We start from the raw sequence: 15,565 nt of genomic DNA on the forward strand, positions 1-15,565 counted from the left end.
CGATTTCCTCTCCACTCTCGGAATCGCACCTCCGTGGTGTGACCCGATGTCGAGTCAAGCCGGACGCGAACGAGGGTGCTGGCGGTAATTGGACATCTAGTTGATGTGTCAATGGAATGCCGTCCCGTGGCGGCGTGCCGAGATGCACGGATTTGGCAAGGATTTGGTTACCTACCGGTGAGTGTCCGTCGAGCGGTGTGCTTTCGGTGGGGCAAACCGGCGATCGGTCGGATTTTCTCCTCATATCGAGGTCGCTGTGTGGTAGCGGAAACGCTGTGGGCTCAGTCTGATTCGTGATGTCGAGCGGGCTGGACGCGGGCGTCCACTCGTATCTACCTGGCAATTCGGACGATTATTGCTATCGGTCGAACATTCCGTATCAATTGCGCATCCACGCCGACGCGCAACAGCTAACCTGTGGTGGCTGTTTGGAAGACGACCGCGGCCACAGGGGAACGCCATGTGATGGACGTGGTCACGGTGCGTTGACGGGATAGCGAATGACTACAGGTCTGGGTTTCAGCATCGGTGCAGTGAATTCCGTGACGGCTTCGGTCAGCGCGGATCGGCCACGACCGGCGGTGCGGTCTCGCCGCACCGCGGTGACCTTCGACAGCGCGGGTGGACTGCGCCTCGGCGGGATTCCGCAATTCAGCATGGCGGTAACGGATTTCGCCGATCTGAGCCGTGATCCGGAGGCCGTGATCGTCGGCGGCCGCATCTGGTCGCCGGCCAATCTCGTGGCCGCGGTGGTCAACGAGCTCAGGGCGGTCGAGCCGGACGCGTCCGAGGCGGGCGTCGTGACCACCTACCCGGCGGTGTATTCCGACAAGCAGGTCGCGTTGTTGCGCCAGGCGCTGGACCTATCCGGGGCGAGCGACGTGCTGCTGGTGCCCGAGCCCGTCGCGGCGGCGGAATGGCTGGAACACGAGCACGGCCCGCTGGATACCGATTTCGTCTTGATCTACGACCTCGGCGGCACCAGCCTCGATGTGAGCATCGTGCGCGTGGGGCCCGACTGGGACAACCATCCGATGATCGGGAAGCCGACGCGCTCCCACGATTTCGGCGGCAGGCCGCTGGGGTCGATGATCGCGCGGTACGCCCCGGACGTCTCGCGCGCCGGACTGTCGATGACATCGATCGTCGACATCGACGGACTGCGTACCGCGCATGTGCAGGACTCGCTCCAATTGGTCCGCGACTGTGTGCGGGAAGCGGGCATCACGCTCTCCGATATCGGGCGTGTGCTGCTGGTGGGAGGGGCGTCGCGGCCTGCGGAGGTAGCGCGCACGCTCGCCGAACTCGGCCGGCCCGTGCTGATTTCGGCCGATCCGGGGCACACGATCGCCGCGGGCGCCGCGCTGATGGCCGCGCGCACCATGGCGCTCGGTGCGTCGGACCGCCGCGCCGCCGCGCCTCGCGTGGCGGTGTTCTCCAGTGCCGCGGTGGTCTCCGCGGTGGCCATGTCGGCCGTGACCGTCTTCGGCGGATCCATGGTTCCCGAGCTGGCGCCGATGCTCGAGCATCTTCCCCAAATCAGTTTCCCGACCGATAGTCTGCTGGTCGACGTCGGAAGCGAGCACCTCGCCGACGCCTGGTCCCGGATGGCCGTGCCCGCCGCGTCGAACTCGGGCCGGGCGCTGCCCTCGCTGCTATCGCAGCCGACTTCCGCGTATACCCGATTCATCACACCTGTTCCGCGCAGCACCGGTTACGGTCCGTCGGTGGCCGAGTCCAGGATCGGCTCGCACCGGGATCCGCGAAACTGCTGCGCCCCTGGGGGCCTGCGCTACCGGGGATATGGCGATCCCGCCTATTTCGTGAATCCATTGCCGTTCGCTCCGGTGGTTCGTCCCGTGCCCGGAGACATCGTGCAGCCGCCCGTTCCCGGACCGGCTCCTGGTCTGCCGCTGCCGGGGCAGGCCCCCGGGTCTGATCTGCCCGGACAGCCGCCCGCGCCGGGGCAGGCGTCCGCTCCCTGGTCGGGCACGCCGGGCTCCACCGGTCCGTTATCGCAGAACGGCTCGAAGCCTGCGGACCCCAGTGGGACGGCACCAGGGAGTTCTGCGGGCGGTCCGTCGACCGGAGGGTCGGACTCACCGGGCGGCGGTACGGCAACGGGCGAGCACGGCGAACCCTCCGCATCGAATTCGTCCTCTTCCGGGACAGCGAGCCCCGGGAGTTCCTCGTCCGTGGGGACCGACGGAACATCCACCTCGTCCGGCGGGAGCGCGTCGAGCGGTGGCTCGACGAACGATTCCACCGCGCACGAATCCTCCGACGACTCGCCGGGCGGGTCGACCGGTGGATCGTCGTGGGGAGGGTCGTCCGGGCACTCCACGACGCACGGATCGTCTTCGGCCGGGCCTGCCGGTAACTCGTCGTCGGACGGGTCGGCCGGTAATCCGTCGAACCATGGCTCGTCCTCCGGCGGCTCGGCTGACACTTCGTCCGCCCACGGCTCGGGGGCGTCGGCCGGTAATTCATCGAGCGGGCGGCCGGGCGGCGCGTCGTCGGCGGGCGGCCACTCGGGTGGGAACCCCTCGGGCGCTTCGTCGTTCGGCGGCTCGCCGGGCCGATCCGGCTCGATCGGTGGGTCGGCAGGCGGGTCGTCCAGAGGAGGCGCCGGAGGCGCCGGAGGTGCGGGCGGTGTCGGCGGCGGAGGGCGCGGTCGATAGCGGCCCAGCCCGGGACGGCGAATTGCCCAGTGGCGGTGCGGGTCTGGTCGCGCCGGATTCGACGGCGGGTGCGGCGGCCGCGAGGCACAATGGGTTGATGGCATCCGGGGGTCCCCAGCTGATCGCGCTGGACGTAGACGGGACGCTGCTGGATACGGGAACACCGATCAGTGCGCGGGTGGTCGCGGCGGTGCGCGCGGCCGTGGCGGCGGGTGCGCATGTCGTGATCACCACGGGACGCACGCTGCTGACCACACGTCCGGTGCTCACCGAACTCGGTCTGCGCGACGGACATGCCCTCTGCTCGAACGGCGCCGTGCAGATCGACGTGGCCAGGGGCGAACCGGTGGCGATCCAGGCGTTCGACCCGGCGCCCGCGATCACCGCGCTGCGCGCGCTGTTTCCCGCGATGATCTTCGCCGTGGAGAAGGTCGGCATCGGCACCTGGGCCACCGGAGCGAGTCCCGGCGAATTCTCGCTCGGCGAGTATCTGCTCGTCGACCATCACGCGTTGAGCAGCGAACCGACCCCGCGACTGAACGGCTGGCTGCCGGACGGTTCGCTGGAGGAGATGTTGCTGGCGCTGCGCTCCTTGCGCGTGCCCGGCGCGAGTTGGGTGCACGGCGAGTTCGGCCCGTGGCTCACCGTCTGCCGTCAGGGCGTGTCGAAGGGTTGGGCGCTGGAACAGCTCCGCATCGCCCTCGGTGTCCCGGACGAAGCGACGCTGGCCATCGGCGACGGCTACAACGATCGGGAAATGCTGCGCTGGGCGGCGCACTCGGTCGCGATGGCGAACGCGCCCACGGACGTTCGCGATCTCGCGGACGAAGTGACCGGCCATGTCCTCGAGGACGGCGTCGCCACCGTCCTGGAGCGCTGGTTCCGTCCCTGATCTTCCGATCGGGTCCGTTTCGAGCGAGAATCGCCCGGAGTGCGCGGCGTGGTGTCCGTCGAGAGGATACGGGCAGCACGCCGCCGTACTGCTGCATTACGCGGGACCGGTCTCGGCGAGTATCTCGAGGTAGTGCGGGTTGGACATGAGGCCGAGGACGTTGCCGAACGGGTCCACAACGGCGGCGGTGACGAAGCCCTCGCCGTTGCCGCGCGGGGTGATGGGATCGTAGACGGTCGCGCCGAGTTCCAGCAGCCGGTCGAACGTTGCCCGCACGTCGTCGACGTGCCAGTTCACGATCGCGCCGCCGGGGGCGTTGCGCGCTCCGGCGGGCGCGTAGGCGCGGTTCACGATGCCGAATTCGTGCTGGTAGTCGCCGATGCGGAACTCGTAGTAGCCGTTGGGCACCTGGTAGTAGGGCTCGGCGCCGAAGAACCGCGCGTACCAGTCCTTGGCGGCCTCGAGGTCGTCGGCGTAGAAAGTGCTCGTCGCCATTCCGCGCAGCATGGTGGTCTCCTTCGAATCGTTCTCATCCGTACTCGTAGATCCATCATCCGAGTAAAAGTGCGCACCGAATGAGCACTTTTGACGGCAGAATTGTGCGTATGCGAGCGGACCGATTGGTGGCGATCCTGCTGATGATGCAGACCCGAGGACGGGTGACGGCCGCGCAGGTCGCGGCGGAGCTCGAGACCTCGGTCGCCACCGCGCGCCGGGATCTCGAGGCGCTGTCGGCCGCAGGGGTGCCGGTGTATCCGCAGCCGGGGCGTGGCGGCGGCTGGTCGCTGGTGGGCGGTGCGCGCACGGATCTGACGGGGCTGACGGCGGGCGAGGCGCGGGCGCTGTTCCTCTTGGCGGGTCCCTCCGCGGGCGCGGTGCCGGAAGCCAAGTCGGCGCTGCGCAAGCTGGTGCGCGCGCTGCCGCAGACCTTTCGCGGCGAAGCGGAGGCGGCGGCCGATGCGGTGGTGATCGATCCCGCGCGCTGGGGTGCGACGGATCGCGAGCTGCCCCCGCTGGTGTCGCTGCTGCAACGCGCTGTCGTGCAGCGGGAAAAGGTCCGGCTGCGCTATGCGAACCGGACCGGGAAGCGGTCCGAGCGTCTCGTCGATCCCTGGGGTCTGGCTGACAAGGACGGTGTCTGGTACCTGATAGCCGGAACCGAGCGGGGCCGGCGGACTTTTCGCGTCGATCGGATCTCCGAGGCGTCTTGCACCGGTGAACCGGCGCATCGCCCAGCGGATTTCGATCTCGCCGGCGCCTGGGAACAGGTGGTCGAGGAGATGGAGCAGCGGCGCGCGACCCTCGCCGCCACCGTGTTCATCTCCGAGCGTCTGTTGCCGATCCTGCGCGACCAGCAGGGGCGGAACTGCGTTGTGGACGGTCCGGTTGCCGACGGCCGCATCCAGGTTCGCGTCACCGCTCCCACCGCCTGGATGCTGGCCCAGCAGCTGGCGGGCTGGGGCGCCTCGATCGAGGTCCTCGACCCGCCCGAGGTCCGCGCCGAATTGGCCGGCCTCGGCGCCGAACTGGTCGAACGGTACGGATCGGACGGCCGGTCCGGCGCGGCACCATGACACTGTCCTGGGTAGATCGCAGGCATCGAACGCGGGTTGCTCCGCCGTCGCGGCGGACCCGGGTTCGGTCGCTGCCCGCAAGGGCCTGGCCGGAGACGGGGCGTGTCGTCCTCGAATACCGCCGTGATCCTGGAACGGAGCGGTCGCGTCGTTCGCCTCGATCGGCGCCCGCAGCGCATTGCGCTCGGTTGTCCGCCTTTCGAGATGTGGTGGAGGCACCCGACCGCCGGCGCCTCCGCCACGTGTCCGATCAGCGCGACACGAGAACATGTCCGGCCAGCGTGCGCACCATGTCCGAGGCGAGCACGGCGTGACCGCTCATGCTGAAGTGGATGAGGTCGGCGCTCATAAGGTCGGGCCGCAGGCGCAGCGGGTGGTCCCATAGTTCAAGCAGGAGCGCGTCGTAGCGGGCGGCCAGTTCGCGGACCAGGTCGTTGAGCGCGGCCATCCGGTCGCGCATCGGACGCATCGGCGCCATGCGCTCGATTTCCCAGACGTCGGCGAGGGTGAAGGTCACGATCCGCGCTCCGGTGCGGGCCAGCGTTCCGAACAGCGTGTCCAGGTTGGAACGCAATTCGGCGAGGTCGCCGCCCGGCAGGAACAGGTCGTTGCCGCCGCAGCTGAGATGCACGAGATCGGGCCGGAATTCGAGTACGGAGGGCAACTGCTCGGCGATGACCTGGGCGGAGGTGGCGCCGATCCGGCCGGTGTTCAGGTAAGCCAGATCCGGGCGAACCGAAGTGAGCACGGCCGCGACGCGGTCGGCCCAGCCCGCGAATTCGTAACCCGGGCTCGGATCGCCGACGCCCTGCGCGATGGAGTCGCCGAGCACCGCGTAGCGCTGCCACGGGGCTTCGGCGAGCAGACGCCGCTGTTCCGCGGGCGGCAGCAGCAGCGGATCGTTCTCTTCGGTACGAATATCGTTGTCGCTCACGCTGATTCCTAGTTGTCGACGGAGAAGGACGGAGTGCGGGCCGGTAGCGCGGCCAGGCAAGCGGCCACGGCGGCGATGCCCGCGCACACGGCGAAGACGATGTGGAACGCGCCGAGTGGATCGTCGGGACGTGCCGCGAACACGGCGGCGAGCACGGCCACGCCGAGCGCCCCGCCCACTTGCCGCGCGGTCAGATTCATGCCGGTGCCTGCGGCGAACTGCTGCGGCGGAAGGGCACCGGCCGCCGCGGTGCCCAGCACCGTGACGACGAAACCGATGCCGCCGCCGCCGAGCACACCGGCTGGAATCCACGCCGACCACAGGGCTGGAGTGGCGCCGAAGGCATCCGTGCTCATCCACGCGGTGCACGCCACGAACATCAACGCACCGAGCACGCCGAGCCACCGCCTGGCCGTCGCCGAGCCGATCCGGCCCGCGACGGTCGCCGTCACCATCGACGCGACCGCTCCGATGGTCATGGCTCCTGCGGAGCCGAGCACCGAGTAGTCCCAGATCGCGTCCAGGAACAGCGGTCCCGACAGCAGCCAGGCGAACATGGCCGCGCCGAAGACGAACGAGGTGGCGTTGGCCAGAGCGTAGGACTTGCTGCGCCACAGGTCGACGGCGATCGCGGGTTCGTGATGGCGCGCCGAACGGATGAGGGCGGCCACGACCAGCAGTCCGCCGCCGATCAGCGCGGTCAGTGTCCCCGCCGAGGTCCACCCCCAGCGCTGCCCTTCGGTGACGCCCGCGACCAGCCCGCCCAGCCCGAGCGCCACCGCGAGGGTGCCGAGCGGATCCGGCAGCGCACCGCCGGATCGACGGTCGTCGGGGGCCGGAACGCGCGCCGCCGCCATGACGAGCAGCAGTGCCACCGGAACGTTGATGACGAAAACCGCCCGCCAGTCGAATCCTTCGACCAGCGCGCCACCGAGTGCGGGACCGACGACAGCGGCGAACCCGCCCGCGGCCGACCAGGCTCCGATGGCCGCGCCGATCTTCTCCCGCGGCGTGGCGGCGAGCACCGAGCCGAGAGCGGACGGCACCATCAGCGCCGCGGCGCCGCCTTGCAGCACCCGGCCCGCGATGAGCCAGCCCGCTGTCGGGGCGAGCCCGCACAGCAGGGAGGTGAGGGCGAAACCGGCCAGCGCGCCGAGGAACAGCCTGCGGCGGCCGAGCGCGTCGGCGAGACGTCCGGCCGGGGTGAGCAACGCGGCGAAAGCGACCGCGTAGCCGCTGACGACCCAGGTCAGCGTGGCGGTCGCCGTGCCGGGGTAGTCCCGGGCGATCGACGGGAAGGCGATATTGACGACGGAGAGATCGAGAAAGGCGATGAAGGCGGCGCCGCAGGCGATCAGCAAGGTGCGCGTGGCCGCGGTCGCGGTCGGTGGGCTGTCGAGCCGCACGGACGCGTCGGTCATGGGAAGTCCTTAGTCGGGGATACAAAACGCACGATCGTTCGTTCAAATAAAATACGACCATACGTTCGTATGTGCAATAGTGAAGTGGAAGAATTGGGCCTCATGACCGAGTCCGTCACCACACGCGACCAGCCGCGCGGCACCGATCAGCGCCTGGCCAAGGGCGCGCGGGCGCGTGCGTCGATCGCCCGCCACGCCGCCGACGTGGCGTCTGTCGAGGGCCTCACCGGCCTCAGCATCGGCCGCTTGGCCACCGACCTTGGGCTCAGCAAGAGCGGCATCGCCACCCTTTTCGGCAGCAAGGAGAGCCTGCAGATCGCGGCGGTGAAATCCGCGCGGCAGGTCTTCATCGACGAAGTCATCACGCCGAGCCTGAGCGAGCCGGCCGGACTACCGCGCCTGCGCGCCCTGGTCGAGCGCTGGCTGGGTCAGGTGGCCGACCCGGCATTCCCCGGCGGGTGCTTCCGCGTCGCGACACTCGCCGAGTTCGACAGCAGGCCGGGACCCGTGCGTGACGCCATCGCCGAAGACCGCAGGGACTGGCTCGCGTTCCTGATCAAGGAGATTCGCCGGGCGCAGGACCAGGGCCATTTCGGTGCGCGCAGCGCCGACGCCGTCGCGTTCGAACTGGACGCGGTGATCGCCGCGGCGCACACGGCGCGGCAGATGGGTGACGAGTGGGGCGTCACTACCGCGCGCCACCTCGTGGCGGATCTGCTCGGCCCGGGCGACTAGTCGGCCGGTGAACCGTTGACCAGGTAGTCCAGGTAGGAACCCGGGATCGGGGACAGTTCCACGCCTTCGGCGTCTACGATGTGCGGCCGGATGGTGCCGGTGGGCGTGATCTCGGGGCTTTCGATCAGCACCGTGGTCGCTACCGGAAGGGCGAAGAACTGCACCGCGAACGGCATGGCGGTGGCCAGTTCCAGCAGGGTGGTGTAGTACGACGACCGGTGCGCGTGGTCTTCGAAGCATTCCACCGACCAACCGGAGGACTCGGGGTCGTCCGGCTCCGTGCGCGCCAGCACCAGGACCGGTGATTCGAGTCCGCACGACGAGATGGTGGCCCGCTGGTCCTCGCCGGGAAAGTCGAGGCGATCGGTGAGGCCGACCCCGGCCGCCACTTCGCGCTGGTACCACACATCCCGCAGGGTGCGGTCGATCTGCTCGGCCCAGGTCTGCGCATCGGTACGTTCGGCGAGGCCCAGTGTGCCGTCGTCGCGGCCGCGCACCCGGACCAGATTCCAGCCGATCTGAATCGTTTCGCCGGGGTGGTAGCGCGTGCCCGCCGCGACGGTGGACTCCAGATACGACAGCAGCCAGTTCTCCATGCCGGGCAGCCGCGGCTCGGTGAAGAGAATGGTGAACTCGGGATGTCCGTGGCTGGCGCAGGAGGTGGTGCGGAACGACTCGGCCATGCCACGTTCCTAGCACGCGACAGCGTCACGCGGGCACGCCCGCCCGGGAACCGCCGCGAACGCCCGGTCAGGCCGAGAGCGCGCGAGTATCCGCGATCGCCGCGTGATAGCGATCCAGGATGACCTCGGTGAGGGCCGGATGCGCGCCGAGCACATCGGCGTGGATCGCCTCCGGCGCCGCGTCGACGAGGCGATCGGTCAGTAATCCGGGTGCGAGGAACCAGGGAGCGACCAGCACGCGCTCGGCGCCGCGAGCGTGCAGTCGCGAAATCGCCTCGGTGACCGACGGTTCGGTGGTCGCGAAGCAGATCTCGGTGCGCCAGCCGGTGCGGGCGGCCAGGCGGGTGGCCACCTCGGCGGTCCGGGCGTTGGCCGCCGCCGACGACGATCCGACCGCCGCGACCGCGACGCCGAGGCGCCGATCCGCGAAGCGGTGCCCGGCGCCGGCGGCGAGGACACGGTCGCGCAGCGCACCGACCAGTCCGGCGTCCACGCCGAGCACGTCGGCTTGGGTCAGGCGCAGCCCGAGATGGCGGGCGCGGGCCGCGGCGAGCAGGCCGGGCAGATCGACCCTGGCGTGGAAGGCGCTGCCGAGCAGCAGCGGCGTCACCACCGCGTGCGTGTGCCCGTCGGCGGCGACGGCATCCACCACCTGTTCGACCGACGGGGCGGTGAGATCGAGGAACGCCGTCCTGACGTCGAGGTCCGGACGAGCGGCGGCGACGGCGCCGACCACCTCCGCGACGGTTGCCGCCGACCGCGGATCGCGGCTGCCGTGGGCCACCGCGATCAGCGCGGGCGGTCGCGCCGGGCTGCCGTCGAGCCCGGGGGCGATCCGGGAAGTCGCGCAGCCCGGACTGCCCGCCGGGGCGACAGCGCCCAGGACCGGCGGGGCGCCGAACAGGGCTCGCGACACCGCCATGTCAGGCCCCGGTGCCGACCTCGACGGCGGTCAGCACGTCACCGACCAGACCGGCCGCCAGCGTGTTGCCGCCCGCCGGATCGATCAGCAGGAAGCTGCCGGTGTGCCGGTTGGCTCGGTAGTCGTCGGCCGCGATCGGCTCGGCGACCCGCACCGAGATGCGCCCGATGTCGTTGAGCTCCAGCGACTCCGGGTTCGGGTCGGCCGCGAGGCGCTGCTCGTCGAAGCGCTCCAGCAGCGCGCCGACGATCGCCTGGGTGGTGCGGGTGCCGTGCTTGAGCAGCAGCCGCGCACCGGGGCGCAGCGGCTTGTCACCCAGCCAGCACACCGTGGCGTCGAAGGTGTCGATCGGCTCGGGCGCGTCGGCGGCCGCGGCGATGATGTCGCCCCGCGAGATGTCGACCTCGTCGGCCAGGATCAGCGTGACGCTGCGTCCGGCCTGCGCCACCGCGAGCTCGCCGTCGGGGGTGTCGATCCGCTCCACAGTCGTGCGGATGCCCGACGGCAGCACCACGACCTCGTCGCCGGGAGCGACCGCGCCCGCCGCGATCTGTCCCGCGTAGCCGCGGTAGTCCGGGTGCTCGGCGGTGCGCGGCCGGATCACGTACTGCACCGGGAACCGCAGGCCCAGCTCGTGATCGCCGGTGCTGTCGGCGTCGACCGGCACCGATTCCAGGTGCTCGATCAGCGACGGCCCGTCGTAATACGGGGTGTTGTCCGACCGGGTGGCGATGTTGTCGCCATGCAGCGCCGAGACCGGGATCTCCAGCACGTCCTCGCTCGACCAGCCCAGCGTGCTGGTGAGTTCGTTGAACTCCGCGGAGATGGCGGCGAACACCGCGGCGGCGTCGTCCACCAGATCGATCTTGTTCACCGCGAGCACCAGCTTCGGCACACCGAGCAGCGCGAGCACGGCGGCGTGCCTGCGGGTCTGCTCGATGACGCCCTTGCGCGCGTCGACGAGCAGGATCACCAGCTGCGCGGTGGACGCGCCGGACACGGTGTTGCGGGTGTACTGCACGTGCCCGGGGGTGTCCGCGAGCACGAATGAGCGGCGCGGAGTGGCGAAGTAGCGGTAGGCGACATCGATGGTGATGCCCTGTTCGCGTTCCGCGCGCAACCCGTCCACGAGCAGCGAGAGATCCGGGGTGGCGAGACCTTTGTCCACCGACGCGCGGGTGACGGCGTCGATCTGGTCGGCCAGAACGGATTTCGTGTCGTAGAGCAGGCGTCCGACCAGAGTGGACTTGCCGTCGTCGACAGAACCGGCGGTGGCCAGCCTCAATAGGTCGGACATGTCAGAAATAACCCTCTCGTTTGCGGTCTTCCATCGCGGCTTCGGAGACGCGGTCGTCGCCGCGGGTCGCACCACGTTCGGTCAGTCGGGACGCGGCGACCTCGGCGAGGATCGCCTCGTTGTCGGCCGCGTCGGAAAGCACGGCGCCGGTGGAGGATCCGTCGCCCACGGTGCGGTACCGCACCGACCTGGTCTCCAGCACCTCGTCCTCACGCGGGCCGCCCCACACGCCCGGCGTCATCCACATGCCGTCGCGCAGGTACACCGGACGCTCGTGCGCGTAGTAGATGCTCGCCAGATCGATGTCCTCGCGGGCGATATAGCGCCAGATGTCCAGCTCGGTCCAGTTGCTCAGGGGGAACACGCGCACGTGCTCGCCCGGCGCGTGGCGCCCGTTGTACAGGTTCCACAGCTCGGGACGCTGCCGCTTCGGGTCCCACTGGCCGAAGGCGTTGCGCAGCGAGAAGATCCGCTCCTTGGCGCGCGAGCGCTCCTCGTCGCGACGGCCGCCGCCGAACACGGCGTCGAACCGATGCTCGCTGATCGCGTCCAGCAGCGGGACGGTCTGCAGCGGGTTGCGGATGCCGTCGGGGCGCTCGGTGAGCCTGCCGTCGGCCAGGTAGTCCTCCACCTTCGCCACGTGCAGGCGCAAGCCGTAGCGCTCGACCACCTTGTCCCGGAACTCCAGCACCTCGGGCAGGTTGTGCCCGGTGTCCACGTGCAGCAGCGCGAACGGCAGCGGCGCGGGCCAGAACGCCTTGAGCGCAAGATGCAGCAGCACGGTGGAGTCCTTGCCGCCGGAGAACAGGATCACCGGCCGCTCGAACTCGCCCGCCACCTCGCGGAAGATGTGGATCGCCTCGGATTCCAGCGCGGCGAGAGTATCGAAATCGGTGATACCGAGCGAACGTTCGCTACGAATCGTTTCAGTCATGATTGGTGCAACCCGCATTCGGTCTTGGCGAGGCCGGCCCAACGGCCGCTTCTCGGATCGGCTCCCGGCTCCGGCTTCCGTGTGCACGGAGCGCAGCCGATGGACGGATACCCCTCCTCCACCAGGGGATTGACGAGGATGCCGTGCTTTTCGATGTAGTCCTGCATCTCGTCGTCGGACCACGGCGCGATCGGGTTGATCTTCACCAGGCCGAACGCCTCGTCGAAGGAGATCAGCGGTGCGTTCGCCCGGGTCGGCGCCTCCACCCGGCGGATGCCGGTGACCCAGGCGTTGTAGCCCGCGAGCGACTTCTGCAACGGGACGACCTTGCGCAACCGGCAGCACTCGTTGGGCTCGCGGGCGAACAGATCCTTGCCCAGCAGCCGATCCTGTTCGGCAACGGAGTGTTCCGGCCGGACGTTGACCACGTTCACCCCGTACACGGCCTCCACCGCGTCCCGGGTGCCGATGGTCTCGGCGAAGTGGTAGCCGGTGTCCAGGAAGAGCACGTCGACGCCGGCGCGCACGCCCGCGGCCAGGTGCACCAGCACGCCGTCCTGCATGTTGGAGGCCACGATGTAGTTCGTGCCGAAGGTGTCCTCGGTCCACCGCAGGAGTTCGGTCGCCGAGGCGCCGTCGAGTTCGGCGGCGCCGCGCGCGGCGATGGCGCGGAGCTGGTCCTCGGACAGCTTTTCCGCGAGTTCGGTTGTCACAATTGATCTCCCGTCGACACTTATCTCAGGTCGGCCTCGTCGGCGCGGACCGCCCACTGGGCGAACCGTTCGCCGTCCGAACGTTGCTTGACGAAGTTGCGCACCACCCGGTCGATGTAGTCGCCGAGTTCCCCGGTGGTCACTTTGTGCTGGCGCAGCTTGCGCCCGAACGCGCTGTCGAAGCCGAGGCTGCCGCCGAGGTGAACCTGGAATCCCTCCACCTGATTCCCGGTGCCGTCGTCGACCAGCTGGCCCTTGAACCCGATGTCGGCGATCTGCGAGCGGGCGCAGGAGTTCGGGCAACCGTTGATGTTGATCGTGATCGGGACATCCAGCTGCGCGTTCAGATCCGCCAGCCGTTCCTCCAGCTCCGGCACCAGCGCCTGGGAGCGCTTGCGCGTCTCGGCGAAGGAGAGTTTGCAGAACTCGATACCGGTGCAGGCCATCAGATTCCGCCGCCAGAGCGAGGGCCGCGCCTGCAGGCCGAGGGGTTCCAGCTCGTCGATCAGCGCGTCGACCTTGTCGTCGGGAACGTCGAGCACGATCAGCTTCTGGTACGGGGTGAACCGGACGCGATCGGAGCCGATCCGCTCGACCGCGTCGGCGACCTTGGTCAGGACGGTGCCCGACACCCGGCCCGCGATGGGGGAGAAGCCGACCGCGTTGAGTCCGTTGCGCAGCCGCTGCACGCCGACGTGGTCGATCGGCTTGGTCGGCTGCTCGGGCGCGGGGCCGTCGATCAGCTTGCGCTTCAGGTACTCGTCCTCCAGCACCTGGCGGAACTTCTCGATGCCCCAGTCCTTGATCAGGAACTTCAGGCGCGCCTTGGTGCGCAGGCGGCGGTAGCCGTAGTCGCGGAACACCGATACGACGGCTTCCCACACGTCCGGCACCTCGTCCAGCGGCACCCACACGCCCACCCGCTTGGCGAGCATCGGGTTGGTGGACAGCCCGCCGCCGACCCACAGGTCCAGACCGGGGCCGTGCTCGGGATGCACGACACCGACGAACGCGACGTCGTTGATCTCGTGCACCACGTCCTGCTGGCCGGAGATCGCGGTCTTGAACTTGCGCGGCAGGTTGGAGTACTCCTTCTTGCCGATGTAGCGGCGCACGATCTCCTCGATCGCGGGCGTCGGGTCGATGACCTCGTCCAGCGACTCGCCGGCCAGCGGAGATCCGAGCACCACGCGCGGGCAGTCGCCGCACGCCTCGGTGGTCTTCAGGCCGACCGCCTCGATCCGCTTCCAGATCTCCGGGACGTTCTCCACCTCGATCCAGTGGTACTGCACGTTCTCCCGGTCGGACAGATCCGCGGTGTCGCGGGCGAACTCGGTGGAGATCCCGCCCAGCGTGCGCAGTTGCGCGAGGTTCAGCGCGCCGCCGTCGCAGCGGATGCGCATCATGAAGTACTTGGCCTCGAGCAGATCGATGTTCTCGTCACCGGTCCAGGTGCCGTCGTAGCCCTGCTCGCGCTGGGTGTACAGACCCCACCAGCGGAACCGGCCGCGCAGGTCGCCCTTGTCGATGCCGTCGAAGCCGGTCTTGGCGTAGATGTTCTCGATGCGGGCGCGGACGTTGAGGGGGTTGTCGTCCTTCTTGGACTGCTCGTTCGGGTTCAGCGGCTCGCGGTAACCCAGCGCCCACTGACCCTCGGCCTTGCGGCGCACGGGCTTGCCGGTGCGCACGCGCGGTCCGGTCGTGGTCGCCTCGGGACGCGGCCGATCCGGGCGGACCCGGCGTTCGGAGGCCGGGCGTTCGGGGCGCGCGCGGCGCTCCGGCTGGGATTCGGGCGTGGGCTGATCGGTCGGACCGGCGTCGGTGCTCGACGTCATGGGGTCGCTCCTGCGGGGTGGGTGGTACATCCTGCTGAGGGGCGCGAGGGGCTGACTCACGCCTGCGGTGTCAGCGGGCCGATGAAGTCGGGATCGCCGGGGACCCGGGGATCGGGCGCGCTGAACTACCGGAGGGAACCGGGCAGACAGCAGGCGCTACAGACGCGCTTGTAATCGACGTGGCGACGGGCCACCAGTCGAATCTCCAAAGCGCGCATGCGGCCTATTGTGCCACGTCAGCGATGGCCTTCCGACCCTGCGTCTGGTATTTCCCGTGAATCTGCGGGAAATCCCCTGGACGTTCGACCCAGTTTGTGACGGCAGTCATAGTCGCGAGCCCCAACCGGGCGCGTGATACGGCGACCGCGCCGTCTGTGACACTGCGCACCTCGCTTGACCTCGAGCGAAGTGGAGGTTGGACGCTCGGCGTCATGAGTACCACAACTGTCGACGCCACCGGCGAGCTCGAAGCCATCCGCGCGGTGGTCGCGAGCGTCCAACACGCCCAGCGCAACGAGCTCGTCGACGAATTCGTCGCGCTGTTCCGGGAGGACGCGATCTGGACCACCGGACACGGCAAACGTCTCTTCGGACGGGCGGCCATCGCGGAGTTCACCGCGCAGGTGCTGCCCGGGGCCACCGCACACGGCACGGCGACCTACGAGGTCGAGCACGTGCTGTTCATCCGCCCGGACGTGGCGGCGGTGAAGGTCCGCCAGCGCTATTTCACCGACGCGGGCGTTCTGGAGAGCGAAGGCAGCCCGATGTACGTGATGTCCAAGGAGGACGGCCGCTGGTTGCTCACCGCGAACCAGAACACTCCGGTCGTGGCGGACTGAAGGGCCCGGTAGCGGAGTCCCGGCCGTCGGCGCGGTCGCGGCGACGTTCACACTGGACAGGTGAGTTCTTCCGCCGCTACCGCGAGTACCGACACTTCCGCGCCG

15 protein-coding genes are annotated in these 15,565 nt (G+C 69.4%); 5 read left to right on the plus strand and 10 right to left on the minus strand.

Annotated features, from left to right (window positions below; translation table 11 throughout):
• Nucleotides 1-533 precede the first annotated feature (533 nt).
• Nucleotides 534-2,681 (plus strand): Hsp70 family protein, encoded by a 2,148-nt coding sequence (locus ABZW96_RS07730; protein WP_355072398.1) that lies wholly within the window; start codon nucleotides 534-536, stop codon nucleotides 2,679-2,681.
• Nucleotides 2,682-2,778: 97 nt separating this feature from the next.
• Nucleotides 2,779-3,573 carry an HAD family hydrolase gene (locus tag ABZW96_RS07735; RefSeq protein WP_355072400.1) on the plus strand — a complete coding sequence of 265 codons (795 nt, stop codon included), beginning with the start codon at nucleotides 2,779-2,781 and terminating at the stop codon, nucleotides 3,571-3,573.
• A gap of 96 nt (nucleotides 3,574-3,669) precedes the next feature.
• Here the strand turns inward: ABZW96_RS07735 and ABZW96_RS07740 are convergent, their stop codons facing one another.
• Nucleotides 3,670-4,080: a VOC family protein gene (locus tag ABZW96_RS07740; protein WP_355072402.1), complete on the minus strand. Its 411-nt coding sequence runs from the start codon at nucleotides 4,078-4,080 to the stop codon at nucleotides 3,670-3,672.
• Nucleotides 4,081-4,178: 98 nt separating this feature from the next.
• On the opposite strand from ABZW96_RS07740, the gene ABZW96_RS07745 reads away from it, so the two are divergent.
• Nucleotides 4,179-5,147: a WYL domain-containing protein gene (locus ABZW96_RS07745; RefSeq protein ID WP_355072404.1), complete on the plus strand. Its 969-nt coding sequence runs from the start codon at nucleotides 4,179-4,181 to the stop codon at nucleotides 5,145-5,147.
• Nucleotides 5,148-5,397: 250 nt separating this feature from the next.
• On the opposite strand, the gene ABZW96_RS07750 is transcribed toward ABZW96_RS07745, so the two are convergent.
• The gene (locus ABZW96_RS07750) at nucleotides 5,398-6,081 is read right to left on the minus strand and encodes an SGNH/GDSL hydrolase family protein (protein ID WP_355072406.1); all 684 of its coding nucleotides are present in this window, start codon (nucleotides 6,079-6,081) and stop codon (nucleotides 5,398-5,400) included.
• 8 nt (nucleotides 6,082-6,089) lie between these two features.
• Entirely contained in the window at nucleotides 6,090-7,502 is a 1,413-nt protein-coding gene (locus ABZW96_RS07755; protein ID WP_355072408.1) for an MFS transporter, read from the minus strand.
• Nucleotides 7,503-7,604: 102 nt separating this feature from the next.
• Between ABZW96_RS07755 and ABZW96_RS07760 the strand changes: the two genes are divergently transcribed.
• On the plus strand, nucleotides 7,605-8,237 hold the full coding sequence (locus ABZW96_RS07760; RefSeq protein WP_355072410.1) for a TetR/AcrR family transcriptional regulator: 633 nt from the start codon (nucleotides 7,605-7,607) through the stop codon (nucleotides 8,235-8,237).
• On the opposite strand, the gene ABZW96_RS07765 is transcribed toward ABZW96_RS07760, so the two are convergent.
• The 7 genes from ABZW96_RS07765 to ABZW96_RS07795 form a co-directional block, all read right to left on the minus strand.
• Entirely contained in the window at nucleotides 8,234-8,920 is a 687-nt protein-coding gene (locus ABZW96_RS07765; protein ID WP_355072412.1) for a hypothetical protein, read from the minus strand. The genes ABZW96_RS07760 and ABZW96_RS07765 overlap by 4 nt on opposite strands.
• A 67-nt stretch (nucleotides 8,921-8,987) precedes the next feature.
• Entirely contained in the window at nucleotides 8,988-9,842 is an 855-nt protein-coding gene (locus ABZW96_RS07770; protein ID WP_355072414.1) for a sirohydrochlorin chelatase, read from the minus strand.
• A gap of 1 nt (nucleotide 9,843) precedes the next feature.
• Nucleotides 9,844-11,139 (minus strand): GTP-binding protein, encoded by a 1,296-nt coding sequence (locus tag ABZW96_RS07775; protein ID WP_355072416.1) that lies wholly within the window; start codon nucleotides 11,137-11,139, stop codon nucleotides 9,844-9,846.
• Nucleotide 11,140: 1 nt separating this feature from the next.
• Nucleotides 11,141-12,073, minus strand: coding sequence for a sulfate adenylyltransferase subunit CysD (gene cysD / locus ABZW96_RS07780; RefSeq protein WP_355072418.1), 933 nt, complete (start codon nucleotides 12,071-12,073; stop codon nucleotides 11,141-11,143).
• Entirely contained in the window at nucleotides 12,070-12,786 is a 717-nt protein-coding gene (locus ABZW96_RS07785; protein ID WP_355072419.1) for a phosphoadenylyl-sulfate reductase, read from the minus strand. The genes cysD and ABZW96_RS07785 overlap by 4 nt, the downstream gene beginning before the upstream one ends.
• Nucleotides 12,787-12,806: 20 nt before the next feature.
• On the minus strand, nucleotides 12,807-14,621 hold the full coding sequence (locus tag ABZW96_RS07790; protein ID WP_355072420.1) for a nitrite/sulfite reductase: 1,815 nt from the start codon (nucleotides 14,619-14,621) through the stop codon (nucleotides 12,807-12,809).
• A gap of 125 nt (nucleotides 14,622-14,746) precedes the next feature.
• The gene (locus tag ABZW96_RS07795) at nucleotides 14,747-14,839 is read right to left on the minus strand and encodes an Ms4527A family Cys-rich leader peptide (protein WP_350356343.1); all 93 of its coding nucleotides are present in this window, start codon (nucleotides 14,837-14,839) and stop codon (nucleotides 14,747-14,749) included.
• A gap of 213 nt (nucleotides 14,840-15,052) precedes the next feature.
• On the opposite strand from ABZW96_RS07795, the gene ABZW96_RS07800 reads away from it, so the two are divergent.
• Nucleotides 15,053-15,460 carry an SgcJ/EcaC family oxidoreductase gene (locus tag ABZW96_RS07800; RefSeq protein ID WP_355072423.1) on the plus strand — a complete coding sequence of 136 codons (408 nt, stop codon included), beginning with the start codon at nucleotides 15,053-15,055 and terminating at the stop codon, nucleotides 15,458-15,460.
• Nucleotides 15,461-15,565 lie beyond the last annotated feature (105 nt).

It is taken from the genome of Nocardia sp. NPDC004168, from assembly GCF_040610355.1.
GTDB lineage: Bacteria > Actinomycetota > Actinomycetes > Mycobacteriales > Mycobacteriaceae > Nocardia > Nocardia sichangensis.